General features: G+C 65.0%; 12 protein-coding genes. 5 read left to right on the forward strand and 7 right to left on the reverse strand.

The genetic code is table 11. From position 1 onward, the window contains the following. Nucleotides 1–174 precede the first annotated feature (174 nt). The 6 genes from NM2_RS00420 to NM2_RS00445 all read right to left on the reverse strand — a co-directional run bounded on the left by NM2_RS00420 (nt 175) and on the right by NM2_RS00445 (nt 7,396). Entirely contained in the window at nt 175–1,014 is an 840-nt protein-coding gene (locus tag NM2_RS00420) for a PaaX family transcriptional regulator (RefSeq protein ID WP_067662200.1), read from the reverse strand. A 171-nt stretch (nt 1,015–1,185) separates the two neighbouring features. Next, nucleotides 1,186–2,871, reverse strand: coding sequence for an AMP-binding protein (locus NM2_RS00425; protein ID WP_067662203.1), 1,686 nt, complete (start codon nt 2,869–2,871; stop codon nt 1,186–1,188). A gap of 200 nt (nt 2,872–3,071) precedes the next feature. Further along, complete coding sequence (locus NM2_RS00430; RefSeq protein ID WP_067662206.1) at nt 3,072–3,872, reverse strand: SDR family NAD(P)-dependent oxidoreductase; 801 nt, start codon at nt 3,870–3,872, stop codon at nt 3,072–3,074. Next, complete coding sequence (locus NM2_RS00435; RefSeq protein WP_067662209.1) at nt 3,869–4,825, reverse strand: acyl-CoA dehydratase activase; 957 nt, start codon at nt 4,823–4,825, stop codon at nt 3,869–3,871. The genes NM2_RS00430 and NM2_RS00435 overlap by 4 nt, the downstream gene beginning before the upstream one ends. A gap of 29 nt (nt 4,826–4,854) precedes the next feature. Next, a complete protein-coding gene (locus NM2_RS00440) occupies nt 4,855–6,195 on the reverse strand; it encodes a 2-hydroxyacyl-CoA dehydratase subunit D (RefSeq protein WP_067662213.1) in 1,341 nt (446 codons plus the stop codon). 28 nt (nt 6,196–6,223) lie between these two features. Beyond that, the gene (locus NM2_RS00445; RefSeq protein ID WP_067662216.1) at nt 6,224–7,396 is read right to left on the reverse strand and encodes a 2-hydroxyacyl-CoA dehydratase subunit D; all 1,173 of its coding nucleotides are present in this window, start codon (nt 7,394–7,396) and stop codon (nt 6,224–6,226) included. 135 nt (nt 7,397–7,531) lie between these two features. Here NM2_RS00445 and NM2_RS00450 point away from each other — a divergent pair, with 135 nt between their 5' ends. The 4 genes from NM2_RS00450 to NM2_RS00465 all read left to right on the forward strand — a co-directional run bounded on the left by NM2_RS00450 (nt 7,532) and on the right by NM2_RS00465 (nt 11,789). Then, nucleotides 7,532–8,629: a CaiB/BaiF CoA transferase family protein gene (locus NM2_RS00450; RefSeq protein WP_067662219.1), complete on the forward strand. Its 1,098-nt coding sequence runs from the start codon at nt 7,532–7,534 to the stop codon at nt 8,627–8,629. A gap of 84 nt (nt 8,630–8,713) precedes the next feature. Next, entirely contained in the window at nt 8,714–9,556 is an 843-nt protein-coding gene (locus tag NM2_RS00455) for a PaaX family transcriptional regulator (protein ID WP_067662222.1), read from the forward strand. Nucleotides 9,557–9,717: 161 nt separating this feature from the next. Further along, complete coding sequence (locus NM2_RS00460; protein ID WP_245717762.1) at nt 9,718–10,866, forward strand: helix-turn-helix transcriptional regulator; 1,149 nt, start codon at nt 9,718–9,720, stop codon at nt 10,864–10,866. Beyond that, complete coding sequence (locus tag NM2_RS00465) at nt 10,863–11,789, forward strand: helix-turn-helix transcriptional regulator (RefSeq protein ID WP_157120817.1); 927 nt, start codon at nt 10,863–10,865, stop codon at nt 11,787–11,789. Before NM2_RS00460 ends, NM2_RS00465 begins: the two co-directional genes overlap by 4 nt. Here NM2_RS00465 and NM2_RS00470 read toward each other — a convergent pair. Next, on the reverse strand, nt 11,755–12,078 hold the full coding sequence (locus tag NM2_RS00470; protein WP_067662228.1) for a 2Fe-2S iron-sulfur cluster-binding protein: 324 nt from the start codon (nt 12,076–12,078) through the stop codon (nt 11,755–11,757). The genes NM2_RS00465 and NM2_RS00470 overlap by 35 nt on opposite strands. A gap of 222 nt (nt 12,079–12,300) precedes the next feature. On the opposite strand from NM2_RS00470, the gene NM2_RS00475 reads away from it, so the two are divergent. Then, on the forward strand, nt 12,301–13,623 hold the full coding sequence (locus NM2_RS00475; protein ID WP_067662231.1) for a cytochrome P450: 1,323 nt from the start codon (nt 12,301–12,303) through the stop codon (nt 13,621–13,623). Nucleotides 13,624–13,628: the final 5 nt, after the last annotated feature.

A 13,628-nucleotide genomic window follows, 5' to 3' on the forward strand; every position in this document is an offset into this window, starting at 1 on the left:
GCCGGTGTGGCATGTGATCTGCCCTGTACGGATCATGATGGCCCTAGTTTGTACAGAAATCAACCTACGGTGATCATTTTTGTATAACCTAAGACCGTGCGCGACCCTAAACAGCACATATGGCATACAGCCCGGCGGGTGTCAGATCAGATCACCCGGGTTTCCGTCTACTCCTCAGCGCGGCGCGCAGTCTCGCACCAGTTCCCTCCAGCGAGCGTGCGCTGGCCCTCCCCAGCGCTCGCGGCATGCGCGGATCCGCGCCGCACCGTCGCGACCGATCCACTTCGGCATCAATTCCTCAGGCAGGTACGGATCGCGCCGCATGAATCGCTGCTGCACATTGAGCAACTCGAGATACGCGAACAGCGTCTCGTCGCCGCCTCGTGGCTCCGGCAAACTGTCGAGCTGATCCAACAGGGTCTTGTAGTGCGCTTCGAGATCGGTCAGATCCCATGCCTTCCCGGCGATCTCGTCGCCACCGAGACCGGCGTCGTGCACCGTGCCGACAACGGACAATGCCGAGGAACGCAAGCCCAGGCTCTCGACCAGTTCGCTGAGCTCCGCACCGCGTTCGGTGTGCGGAGTCAGCCACACCCCGGGCACCGGATTGCCCAGCCCCAACCAGGACAACCCGCCGTAGAGCCGCTTACGCGTCGTGCGCTGCTCGCCGGGCACGGTGACGAACAACAGCAACCATCGACCATCCCAATCCGGCGGACCGGCCAGGTAGGCATCGGAACGATGGATACCGTCGGTCACCAGGGCGCGCCCCTTCTCGGCCAGACGCCACTTCACCGCCCGGCCGTCCCGCTCCCGCACGACCCAGCCCGCATCGGCCGCCCGCGCCAGCACCTGCCGCGCGGCATGTTCTTCGACACCCAGACCGCCGAGCACATGCAGCAGGGCGGTGGTCCACGCCGCCTCGGGAGGCGCGTACATCATTTCCCCGATCACCGTGAGAAGCAGGGACCTGGCGCTCGGCGCCGGCAGATTCAGCTCGAACACGCTTGGCATTCTTGCAGGATCACGCACCGTATCCGTCAACTCGGGCGTCCGAACCGCCACAAGCCACCTCCACCGGTCAATTCGTCGGCACCGAAGGCGAGTGACCAACGCGTCCGGCAGAGCGACCAGCTTCGCGTTCCGCCCCGGCGTATCGATCCGACTGTGCTGCAACGAATTCGGTCAACGGATAGGGCTCGCATTCGACAGCGGCGAATCGACGATCGCCGCACCGGCGGATCGCACACTCTCCTCCGGAAGGGCCACAGCCGTCAGCGCACCCGAGGTGATCTCGTCCCGGACCCGGAACTTCTGGATCTTGCCCGACGGGGTCATCGGAAGTTCCGTCGTGAAATACCAGAGCGACGGCGTCTTGTGAGCCGCGATTCGCTCCCGGCACCACGCCTTCAGCGCGGCGACATCGGGCGGGTTGGCCGGATCCTCGGCCCGTACCACGGCCCCGATCTGTTCGCCCCATTTCTCGTCCGGTACGCCGATCACGACCACCTCCACTATCTCGGGGTGCCGGAACAGCAGCTCTTCGATCTCTCGCGGATAGATGTTGAGCCCGCCCCGGATGATCATGTCCTTGAGACGACCCGTGATTCGCAGAAACCCACGTTCGTCCATGGTGGCGAGATCGCCCATGTGCAACCAGCCCTCGGCATCGACCGTCGCCGCGGTCTCGGCGGGCATATCGGAATAGCCGAGCATGTTCTGGTAACCGCGACAACAGATCTCGCCCTGTTCGCCGATCGGGACGATGTCGCCGTCCACCAGATCGACGATCTTGATCTCGAGTTCGGGAAGCGGCTGCCCGACGGTGCTGGCCTGATCCACCGGATCATCGGTGATGCGAGTCTGACTGATCACGCCGTGCATCTCGCTCTGCCCGAACAGAATCGTGAATCGGCAACCGAGCCGCGCGATGACACACTCGACCAACGCCTGGGGCACCGCCGCGGCGCCCGACATGATGGTGTGCACACTCGACAGATCTCGCGTCTCGAAGTCCGGGTGCTCGAGCAACGCGATCAGCATGGTCGGCACCATCAACGAGTGTGTGCCACGGTAGGTTTCGAGCATCTCCAGCATGTGCCCGGGTTCGAACCCGGGCAGCACCACGAAGGTGCCGTGCGCGGCGAACGTGCCGAGTTCGGTAACCCCACCGCCGCCGATGTGATACATCGGCATGGCGTTGACACACACCACGGACTCGGCCCGCCCGGCCCGCTCGAAGACGAACGTCGCCTCGTTGACGATCCCCTTGTGGTGCAGTACCGCTCCCTTGGGGAACCCGGTGGTGCCGGAGGTGTACTGAATCTGCACCGGGTCGGTCGGCGACACCACCGGGAGGGGCGTCGCGGGATCCCCGGTGGTACGGAACTTCTGCCAGTCGCGAGTCGGGATCGCCATGCGAAGCTCGGGGAGATCGCCGATGATCTCGCCGAGAATGTCCTCGAGATTCGTTCCGCGATAGCTCTCTCGAAAGAACACACCGGCCGCATGGGACTGACGCAGGATGTACTCGAGTTCGTCGGCTCGATAGGCCGGATTGATGCCGACCACCACCATTCCGGCCATCGCGATCGCTTGCTGCAGAATCACCCAGTCCGCACTGTTGGGCGACCACACCGCGATGCGATCACCAGGCGCGAAGTGCGCCAGGAGCGCACGGGCGACCACTTCGACATCGTCGAGAAGTTCGCGGTAGGTCCATTCGCGCCGCTTCGCCGGATCGGGATCGCCGTCCACCAACGCCACACCGTCCGGCACCGCGGCGGCGGCTTGTCTGAGCAGTTCGCCCAGGGTGATATCGCGAACCCCTGAGCTCTGCGAGGCCGGCCAAAGAGATTGCGTGAGGGTCATCGTGGGATCCGCCTTAAAAGTCTGCGGGGGTGAACAACGCTGTGGATTCGTATGTCGCCGATCAGGCTCCGACGCGAGCAGCTGTGGCACCGATCACAGCCAATGTAGTACATATTTAGGCCGTGCGTCTACGAAACTGTCAAATATATTCGGTTGCTGTGCGAACGCCGAGCCCGCTCGGACGTCATCGGAACGGTCCGCTACCCGGCCGAGATGCCGCCGTTGGGGCTCACCGCCTGTCCGGTGATCCGACGGGCCTGCGGACTGCACAGGAATACGATGAGCTCTGCCAGATCGGAGGGTTCGGCTACGCCGAGTGATGCTGCGCGAGTGGCCTTTTCGAACAACTTGGCGCTGAACGGATCGGCCATCACCCGATCGTGTGCGCCGGTGTCGCGGATCAGTGACGGCGTCACGGCATTGACCCGGATGCCGTGACGTTTGGCCTCCATCGCCAAGGTCTGGGTGAACATCACGATGGCCGCCATCGCCGCGCCCAGGACGGTCTCGCCGGGAGTCGGCCATTTGGCCGCATCGGACGCGACATTGACTATCGCGCCGCCACGCTGCGAACGCATATCCGGCAGGACGGCGTGGCACATGTTCATCGGCCCGAACGCCTGCTGCGTCACGATCGCCGGGACGTCCTCCGGGAGGATGTCGTGGAACAGGCGCGGAGTGAACGGACTCGTGGTGCTGTTGACCAGGATGTCGGCCGGGCCGAGCCCGGATCGCAGCTCCTCGGCTACTCGTCGCGCTTCACCGGGATCGTTGACATCCCCCGCGACGAACAGGGACCACACTCCCGGCGCGCGCGATCGGATCTGTTCCGCGGCCTTGTGACCGCGTTCGGCATCACGACCCACCAGGCCGATTCGCTGGGTTCCGGCCGCGACGAATCGATTGGCGACCTCCAGCCCGACGCCGCTGGTCCCTCCGACGACGTACACCGTCGATTCGGCCAGGATGGGGACTCGGATCTCCGCTGTCTCATCAATCATCGCTTATTCCTTAGTAATTCGATCGGAACGGCCGTCGTGGTCCGGGCAGCCGTGTGATCGAGTACACCGTTGCAGTCGAGGCAGTGCCGGTTTCCGGGCGATGCCGATTCGGCTGCCTGTTCGTCTGCGGCGGCGTCCCGATCGACAAGCGCTGCGGCCTGCCCGAGGTATTCATCGCGGGCGAGCAGCCCCGCGCCGTAAGCGCCGGCGATCTGTGGCTGCTCGAGGAGTTCGATCGGCCGGTCGAGCGCCCGCGAGACGAAGTGCCGGGCGGCCGGATTCTTGGCGACTCCGCCCGTCATCACGACGGGAGACGCCTTGCCCACCTGCGCGACCAGGCCCAGTGTGCGCGCGGCGACCGCGCGGTGCACCGACGCGGCCACGTCGGATTTCGAAAGCCCCTGTGCCAGTAGGGAAATGACTTCGGTCTCGGCGAATGTCGCGCACATACTGCTGACTTCGAGGTCGCCGGAGCCCGAGAGCGCCAACTCCCCCACCGCGTCGATCTCGACTTCCAGCGCCCGCGCGAGCACGTCGAAGAACCTGCCCGTCCCGCTGGCGCAGCGGTCGTTCATCGCGAACCGATCCACCAGTCCGGCGTCGTCGACGAGGATGGCCTTGCTGTCCTGGCCGCCGATATCGATCACCAGCCGCACGCCCGGCCGCAGCGCGGCAGCCCCGCGCGCGTGACAGGTGATCTCGGTGAAGCTTCGATCGGCGCCGGGAACCAATTTGCGACCGTAGCCCGTGCTGATGGTTCGCCGAATCCGATCCCTGCTCACCCCCGCGGCGTTCAGGGCGCCGTCGATCGCGCGGGCGACCGCGGCCGGGCTCACCGCACCCATCTGCACGACGTCCGCTCCGCACAGCACCCCGTCCTGGTCGACGACGGCTGCCTTCGCCGTGGTTGAGCCGAGATCGACCCCCATGACGAACCACTTGCCGGCATTCATGACAGCGCCTCCTCCGCGAGGGTCACGACCTACACCCTGGCCTTCATCCGCTGCACATCGATGGCTTCCAGCATCGCCTCAAGCCGGCTGTCGAAGAGCTCGTCGTTGTAGAACGACGCGTCGGCCACGTCACCTTCGAAGAAGAAGGATTTGACGCCCCGCTCACTCTCGGCGGTCCGGGCCAGCATCACCTGTGGGTTCGTCATGGCTCGGCAGGTTCGGGTCGAGTGGAACGCGATGCCATCGATGGCGTATTCGTCCAGGCGGCGCAGCAGCAACTCCTGCAGAGTCTTCAGCCCGTGGTTGAGCGGGCACAGCAGATAGTGCTGCGCCATACCGAGCAGGGGGTTGTCGGTATCGATGAGTTGTGGCTCCTGCCAGAAGGATTCGTGGGTGTACCGCCCCGCGACGACCGCCACGTCGTACTCGGCGAATTTCCGAGTGAGGAAGCCGAGCTTGTTCCAGTTCATGATGCCGTCGAAGTACACCCGGTAGCGCTCGTTGCTCACCGCACTCACGCCGTCGGCGACTCGCTGTTCGATCTCGGCCTTCACCCCGGCGAAATAGTCGACCAGGTCCTGGTTTCCCGGCAGAAAGTTGATTGGGGCGATACTCGCCACCCAGTCCCAGTAGGTCGCCGGGGTGGGCGCCTGCCTGCACAGCTCCATACCCTCGAGCCGCAACTGCGAGGCGCGCTTGATGTAGGACATGCTCTCGCTCAGCGCGTCCCAGTCGAACGGCCGCCCGGTCTGCTGCTCCAGGAAGCCGATCAGTTCACGCAACTGTCCTTCCACGTACCGGCTGACCTCGGCCCACTCCTCGCCGCGCATATAACCGGCGTCGGGCTTGTTGCCCCACAGCATCGGCATCGAGACGTTGAACAGGGGCAGCTTGCGGTCGAAAACGCGGTAGGTCATCGCATCCCACTGCTGGCCCGTGCTGCATCCGGCGTAGCCGTTGACGAAGAAATCCGGGGCCGGCAGCTTCGCGGCGAGCTCCTGCTGGTCCATCATCCCGACGACTCCGCTGGACCGTTCACTGACGGTCTGGTGGGTCAGCACCGCACAGCCGAGATGTGTTCGCGCATAGGAGCAGAGCTCACCGATGTAGCCGTATTCCGCGCCGGCGGTCTGCGCGGGTCCCTCCAGGTGCTGAGCGGCCAGACGAGCGGCGAACGCCTCCCCGTGGCACCACTCCAGCCCGGCAGCCTGGAACAGCGGGTTCAATGCCGCGCCGTTGTACCAGACGACGTGTTTGCCACGTTCCTTGGCGGTGAAGATGTTCTCCCAGTAGTCGGCGACCATCCGCCCACCGATACGGGTGCTGGTCAATCGGTTGGCCTTCTCGGCGCTCGCTTGCTGGACAGTCATGGTGAACTCCCTTGTACGGTTCGAGGATTCAGAGTGAGACGGCCGCCGGGCTGCGGCGGATTCGTTCGACGAATGTCTCCATGCGGGTGCGCACCGTCTCCGCCGGGAGGCCTTCGTGCTCGGTCTCCAGAAGCAGCAGCGGAATGCCCCGGGCATCGAGCGCCTTGCGCAGTTCCGGGTAGTAGAGCATGTGCGGTTCACAGAACTTCGCCATCAGTACGACGACGCCGTCCGAACGACTCTTCTCGATCGAGTCGATCAGGTATGTGTCCCAATCGATCTGCGTGGTGACCCGGGTCGGGCAGGGTGCGTTGTTGTTGCGCTCCAGGTACCAGTCCGAGAGCGCCGCCAGCGGATCACCGGACTCGGGGACGTCGGTGGAGATGTAGCGGTAGCCGGTGTAGAGATCGTCGTCGACGACGATCGCGCCCGATTCCTCGAGCAGATCCAGGAGTTCGGGCCGCGGGCCGTGACAGAAATGACCGGACAGGTGCAGGCGCACCAGATCGCCGCGGGGTTCGGCGGTCGGGTCGAGCTGCGCCAGCAACCGATCGAGCAGCGCGGTGTGCTCCCGGACATCCATGATCATGCTCGACTTGACCAGCGTCTGCATATCGCTCGGGGTGATCCGGACGCGACCCGAGCGCCGACGATCGTAGAGTTCGCGCAGTCGGCGGCGATTCTCGTTGAACGAGCGGATACTAGCCGCCAGCGCCTCGGCGGTCACCGTCACTCCGAGAGCCGTTTCGACATCGCGTACGCATTCCTCGATCCGGCTCGCCACCCGCGGCTTGGTCCAGGAATCGTCCATCGCGCTGGTGAACTGGGCGAAGTGCACCGGCTTGTCCGGGCGCGCCCAGCGGATCACATCGACCGCGCCGAGCAGCTGAACACAGTGGTCGGCGGCGACGAAGGCATCGAACACGTCGAGCTTGCCGAGTGCGGCCTGGTCGGCCACGCTTCTGGTGTAGCCGCAATAGAACTCGGCGAGCAGACTGCGGCCCTCGGTCACCGGAGTCGGATCGTCCTGGACGACGACCGGCAGCGCACCGACGGCATGCACGATCTCGGCAGGGAAGTTCATCGGGAACGACGCGATCGCGCGCCCCCCGGACTTCGCCTTCCACTCCGCGACGTACGTCACCGGATCGTCGGCGACCGCTCGCAGCGCCGACATGACTGCCGGGTCCAGTTCGCTCATATCAAGCCCCTCGGCCTCTCGGACGACCACACAGCAGGCGCTCGAAAGCCTGCGGCAGCCGATTCAGTGGTGATACATTATTTGGCAGATAGTATCCGAAAGTGTCAAATATAGAAACCGTTCGGAGGATCTCGGATGGAGCCGGTACTGGAGGGACTTCGCGTGGTCGAGCTGGCCGGGATAGGGCCCTCGCCGCATGCCGCGATGCTGCTCGCAGATCTGGGGGCCGACGTCGTTCGCGTCGAACGCCCCGGCGGCGTAACAGAATTGGTGCCGCCGGACAGGGACGCGACGCTACGGAACCGACGCTCGATCAGTGCCGACCTCAAGACCCCGGACGACCTGACCCAGGTGTTGAACCTCATCGATCGCGCCGACGTCTTGATCGAGAGCTACCGGCCCGGCGTCGCAGAACGACTCGGAGTCGGCCCAGAGGTGTGCACCCCGCGCAACCCACGGCTGATCTACGCACGGATTACGGGATGGGGACAGTCCGGCCCACTGGCCTCCTATGCCGGACACGACATCAATTACCTGGCCCTGAGCGGCGCCCTGAATGCCATCGGCCGCAACGGGGAGCGGCCGCACGCACCGCTCAACCTGGTTGCCGATCTCGGCGGCGGTTCGATGCTGGCGGTGCTGGGAATTCTCGCCGCCCTGCACGCACGAACCCGTAGCGGCGGCGGACAGGTGATCGATGTCGCGATGGTCGACGGCGTCAGCGCGCTCTTGTCCATGTTCTGGACGTTGACCGAGAACCGAGCGTGGTTCGCGCGCGGAACCAACGTGATCGACGGCGGGGCTCCGTTCTACGACACATACGAGTGCGCGGACGGTACCTATATCGCAGTCGGCGCCATCGAACCGGCTTTCTACAGCCGGCTACTCGAAGGGCTCGGCCTGTCCGCCGCCGAACTTCCCGACCAGTACGACAGAGATACCTGGCCCGAGGTTCACGACCGTTTCGCGGGAATCTTCCGCACTCGGTCCCGCGCGGCCTGGGTACGCGTTTTCGAACCGCTCGACGCGTGCGTGACACCGGTCCTGTCGCTCGACGAGGTACCACATCATCCCCATATACGCGCCCGCGACACCGTCATCGAGGCCTTCGGCCAGCGACAACCCGCAGTTGCCCCGCGCTTCGCGGGAAACCCGGCCACGAGATACACCGCGCCACGAATTCCCGGCTCCGACTGCCGGACCGTGTTGCGAGAGTGGGGCATCACGTCCTGAGTCCGGCCACGAACTCACCCCGGCCGAAACGGAACACCCGGGGCACGCTGACCATGCACCGGGCGATTGAGCGACGATGGAGGTATGCCCGACACCGATCCGACGTCGCCGTCCGCGAAGGACACGTCGACGCGAAGTGCCCGGTCCGTGCTCATCACCGCGCTCGGCGAACTGGTCGAACCCTATCGGCAACCGGTTCGGACCGCGGCGCTGCTCTATCTGCTCGACGGATTGGGCTACGGAGCGCACGCGAGCCGACAAGCCGTCGCGCGCACCGGATCCGCGGGCCTGATCACCTCGCAACGCGACGGACGCGAGACCCTGTGGAGCCTCACAGACGAAGCGCATCGCCTCTTCACCGAGGGCGATATGCGGGTGTTCTCCACCGATATCGATGCCGCACAGTGGGATGGGCAATGGCTGGTGCTCAACGTCGCCATCCCCGAATCCCAGCGGTCGACCCGCAAGAAGCTGTACGCGGCCTTGCGCTGGGCCGGATTCGGCAATCCGACTCCGGGGATGTGGGTGACTCCGCATATCATGCGCGCGGCGGAGGCAGCGAAGGCGATCGATTCCCTGGGCCTGACCGGGAACTCCGTGTCCTTCATCGGAACCCCCTCCGCCGCAGGCATTTCCGAGGAAGATCTGGTGCGGCGATCCTGGGATCTCGCCGCGGCCGAAGTCGCCTACGACGACCTACTCGAACGTTTCGATTCCCGTCGTTTCGCCACCGATGACGAACTGCTCTTCGCCCATGTCGAACTGGCCGACTCGCTGCGGCGGATGACCTATATGGACCCCCGGCTGCCGGAGATCCTGCTCCCCCACTGGCGTGGACAGCAAGCAGCCAAACGGCTGCGCGACCTTCGTGCCGAATGGACACCGGCCGCGCACGCACATTGGCATCGCATCGCCGGACTCGGGTGACCTGAGTCCGAGCCGACGCCGTCAGCCACCTCAGCCGAGAAACGGACTGCCTCCATTTTTGGACATACCATATACATGTTATGATGTGCGCTGGGTCACATGACGTCGTCGTCGACGAACCACCGCCGCACGTCGGTGACCGATTGTGCGAGGAGTGGAAAGTGGTTGTGCAGTCAGCGACGACGCATACCGGGCGCAGCAGCGACAGCAATGTCGCCGAACAAGCCTTCGCACAGTTGGTGGAGTTGATCGGCCCGGATCCGGAGCTGTTGCGGCTGCAGGAGTTCAACCCGAGCCTGTCGCTGGTGCGCGATTACGCAAGTCACGCACTACGCACCGGACTTCCCTCGCCCGAGGTCACCATCGAAGTGGCGACGATTCTGACCACTGTCGACACCGCCATCCGCGCCGACATCGCGCGACGGGTGCGAGTACACAGCAGACAGTTCAGCGGTCTGACCAGGGTGGCCCGGGCGATCGACAGCGCTGGAACCACCTGCCTGTCGACGGTCCTGACCAGCGAGCTGTGCACCGCGCTGGGCTATGGCAAGGCCATGTACTCGGCGGTCTCCGGGTCGTCCTGGTCACCGGTCTCGATCTCGGTCAACCCCGAACTGCGCGGCGCCTTCGATCCACTGGTCGCCGCCGTCGACGGCAGTTCGATCCCGTTGCACGACGCCCCGCGCGAAGCGGAACTGGTCCGACGCCGACGCCCCTATGCGGTCGGGCCGTCCGAAGTCAATCGGCACACCTATCGCCCGCTGCTCGACCTGAGCCGACCCGCCGGGTATCTCGCGGTACCCGTCGTCGTCGCTGATCGCGCGATCGCGATCATCCATGTCGACCGCCACGACAACGATCTGAACGAGGCGGACTTCCACCTGATCACCACCCTCGCGCAGGCATGTGCGCTGGCCACCGAATCGGCGCGGTTGCGTGCCGCGATCGCCGAGCAGAACCGGCGCACCACCGCGGAGTTGGAACGGCTCAACCGCGCGCTGCACGCGCTCGAACACAGCGGAGTGACCCTCGACGACATCGAACAGCGCCCGGGCGAGCAGCGCAAGGAATACGAATATTCCACGCCCACCGCGGATTACCCGGCAGCGCTCACCGCACGCGAGCGCGATGTACTGACACTCATCGCCGCCGGCGCCACCAACGCGGCGATATCACGCCAACTCTGCATTTCCGACGGCACGGTGAAATCGCACGTACAGCGCATATTCAAGAAGATCGGAGTGAGCACCCGGGCCGAAGCTGCCGCGCTGTACGCAGGCCGCCGGTCGTTGCCGAAACCAGCCGCGTGAGCGCCGACAACCAGGCGGCGAGTGCCGCCGATCTGGTCGCCGCCATGCGCAACGCCTCCGGACCGGATCTGATCGAACTCGGCCGTCGGCTCGCCGATCAACTCGACCGAGAAAAGTCGCTGCGAGACAACGAGATCGACGAATTGCGCCGCAATGCTCAACGACTCGAGCGAGCAGTGGCGGACCTGACCGCGTCCACCTCCAGCATCGACCTTCTGCAGCGCGCATGTCGCGCGCTGGCCGATATCTGCTCCGCCGATCGCGTCATCGCATCCGGTATCGACTCGGACACCGCGGCACCGGTCGCGGCCTACAGCGCCGATGCCGGGAACGAAATCCCGTCAGCCTACGCACTGAGGCCGGGATCGGCGGAGTCGCGCGTGGTGGTTCCCGCAAGCGCGCCGACCATCGGTCAGCCGGTCGACGAATTACGCCACCTGTTTCCCGACGGCTGCACAATCATGGCCGCCGCTGTCGACGGCATTCCTGTGGTCCTGATTCACATTTCCGGGAAACCCGCTGCCGCGCAGCATGATTCGGCAACCCTACTGATCGAGATGCTCGGTGGCTGCCTACAGCGACTGGGCCTGACCGCGCGACGAGCGCGACAGCTCGATCTCCTGCGCTCGAGCGGCATCGCGCGCGAGAACCACAACGAGGCACCGGCCGCCGCCGAACCGGGCCCGGCCACACCGCCGTGGGCGGAGCGGCTGACCGAGCGGGAGAGCGAGGTCTTGCGCCTGATACTCACCGGCTCGTCCAATACCGCCATCGCCACCGAACTGGTGATCACCGTCGACACGGTGAAGTCCCATGTCAAACGCATCCTGCGAAAGCTGGGGGCGACCAACCGCAGTGAGTTGATCGCCCGCCACTCCACCGCCGGTCTCACACACCGTCCGATTGCGCCACCGTCACGGTGACGGTATCTATATCCGGGTTCAGTACCAGCTGACAGGCCAGCCGGGAGCAGGGGCGCGCCCCCTCGAGGTACTCGAGCAGATCCTGTTCCTCCATCGACGGTTCACCGAACGCCGCGGCCGAAGCCCCTTCGACGTACACGTGGCAGGTGGCGCACGAACAGCTGCCGCCGCATTCGGCGACGATGCCCGGCAGATTGTTGCGCACGGATCCGTCCATCACTGTCTGCCCCGCGGGCACGTCGACCGAGCTGGCCGAGCCATCGGGCAATTGATAGACAACGGTGGGCATGGTGTCCTCCTGACGAGATGAACGCTGAGTGAAGCGATTTCAGTCTGCGAAGCGATCCGGAATCCCCACATCCCCACGACGGTCGAATACTGCCCGCCATCGGGGTGAGAACCGACCGCAATTACCCCCTTTCGGCCGACAGTGTTCCGACATCGGTGTGATGTGACTCACCTGCCTCGCTGACACGCTGGGAACACTTCCCGATCGAGCGAGGAGAGATTTATGAGCACCACGGAGCAGGCCACCGAGTTGATCCCGGACACCGTCGCCCGGCAGATCGTCCTTCCCGAGGGCCACCGTGACAACGACGCGCTGTTCGCGGCCTACGACTGGTTGCGCGAGAACAATCCGCTGGGCCGCGCGGTCGTCGAGGGTTACGACCCGCTGTGGCTGGTCAGCAAGCACGCCGACATCATGGAGATCGAGCGGCAGCCCGAGATCTTCACCAGCGCCGGCGGCGAGGACAAGGGTTCGGTCAACCCGATCCTGGCCAATCAGGCCGGAGACGAGTTCACCAAGAGCATCAACAACGGCAGCCTGCGGATCCTGGAAACCCTCACCTACCTCGATCCGCCGGAGCACACCGAGATCAAGGACATCGCGCTGGACTGGTTTCGGCCGCAGAACCTGGCGCAGTGGGAGACGGTCATCCGCGGCCTGGCCAAGGCGTCGGTCGCGCGACTGCTCGAGACCGACGGACGGATCGACTTCGTCAAGGATTTCGCGCTGCAGTATCCGCTGCACGTCATCATGAGCCTGTTCGGTGTTCCGGAAACCGATGAGCCCCGGATGATGTCGCTGACCCAGGAGTTCTTCGGCACCGCGGACCCCGATGCCGCGCGCGATGACGTCGAACCGCTCACCCCGGACGCGGCGGCTCGGCAATGGGTGGCCACGATCCAGGACTTCTTCGCGTATTTCGAGACCCTGCTTCAGGATCGGCGCGCGAACCCGCGTGATGATCTGGCCACGGTCATCGCATCGGGCCGCGACGCGAACGGCGAGTACTACAAGAACGAGGTCGCCTACGGCTACTTCATCGCCATCGCGACCGCCGGTCACGACACGACCTCGAGCACCCTGGCCGGCGGCATACTCGAACTGGCCCGCAACCCGGAGCAGCTCGAACTCGTCCGCAACGATCTGTCGCTGGTCCCCCACCTAGTCAACGAGTCGCTGCGCTGGGCGTCCCCGGTGAAGCATTTCATGCGGATGGCGACGCAGGACTACACCCTGCGCGGGCGCGAGATCCACGCCGGCGACCGCTTCATGCTGCTCTACCAGTCCGGCAACCGTGACGCCGATGCCAATCCGAATCCGGACCGTTTCGACCTCACCCGTCGCCCCAACAAGCACATCGCGTTCGGTTACGGCCCGCACATGTGCATCGGGCAGCATCTGGCCAAGCTCGAGCTGCGCATCATGCTCGAAGAGCTGCTGCCGCACGTGAAGTCGATCACACCGACCGGCGACACCAAATTCATTCAGACCAACTTCGTCGGCGGCCTGAAGAACATGCCGGTCGTGATCGAGTTCGACCGGTAACAGTC

Origin of the sequence: Nocardia miyunensis NBRC 108239, assembly GCF_001613065.1 — a bacterium.
In the GTDB taxonomy this organism is placed as follows: domain Bacteria; phylum Actinomycetota; class Actinomycetes; order Mycobacteriales; family Mycobacteriaceae; genus Nocardia; species Nocardia miyunensis.

Bases quoted from the DNA above. Each gene is read 5' to 3' on its own strand.
- NM2_RS00420 (WP_067662200.1), bottom strand. From the start codon at position 1,014: ATGCCAAGCGTGTTCGAGCTGAATCTGCCGGCGCCGAGCGCCAGGTCC.
- NM2_RS00425 (WP_067662203.1), bottom strand. From the start codon at position 2,871: ATGACCCTCACGCAATCTCTTTGGCCGGCCTCGCAGAGCTCAGGGGTT.
- NM2_RS00430 (WP_067662206.1), bottom strand. From the start codon at position 3,872: ATGATTGATGAGACAGCGGAGATCCGAGTCCCCATCCTGGCCGAATCG.
- NM2_RS00435 (WP_067662209.1), bottom strand. From the start codon at position 4,825: ATGAATGCCGGCAAGTGGTTCGTCATGGGGGTCGATCTCGGCTCAACC.
- NM2_RS00440 (WP_067662213.1), bottom strand. From the start codon at position 6,195: ATGACTGTCCAGCAAGCGAGCGCCGAGAAGGCCAACCGATTGACCAGC.
- NM2_RS00445 (WP_067662216.1), bottom strand. From the start codon at position 7,396: ATGAGCGAACTGGACCCGGCAGTCATGTCGGCGCTGCGAGCGGTCGCC.
- NM2_RS00450 (WP_067662219.1), top strand. From the start codon at position 7,532: ATGGAGCCGGTACTGGAGGGACTTCGCGTGGTCGAGCTGGCCGGGATA.
- NM2_RS00455 (WP_067662222.1), top strand. From the start codon at position 8,714: ATGCCCGACACCGATCCGACGTCGCCGTCCGCGAAGGACACGTCGACG.
- NM2_RS00470 (WP_067662228.1), bottom strand. From the start codon at position 12,078: ATGCCCACCGTTGTCTATCAATTGCCCGATGGCTCGGCCAGCTCGGTC.
- NM2_RS00475 (WP_067662231.1), top strand. From the start codon at position 12,301: ATGAGCACCACGGAGCAGGCCACCGAGTTGATCCCGGACACCGTCGCC.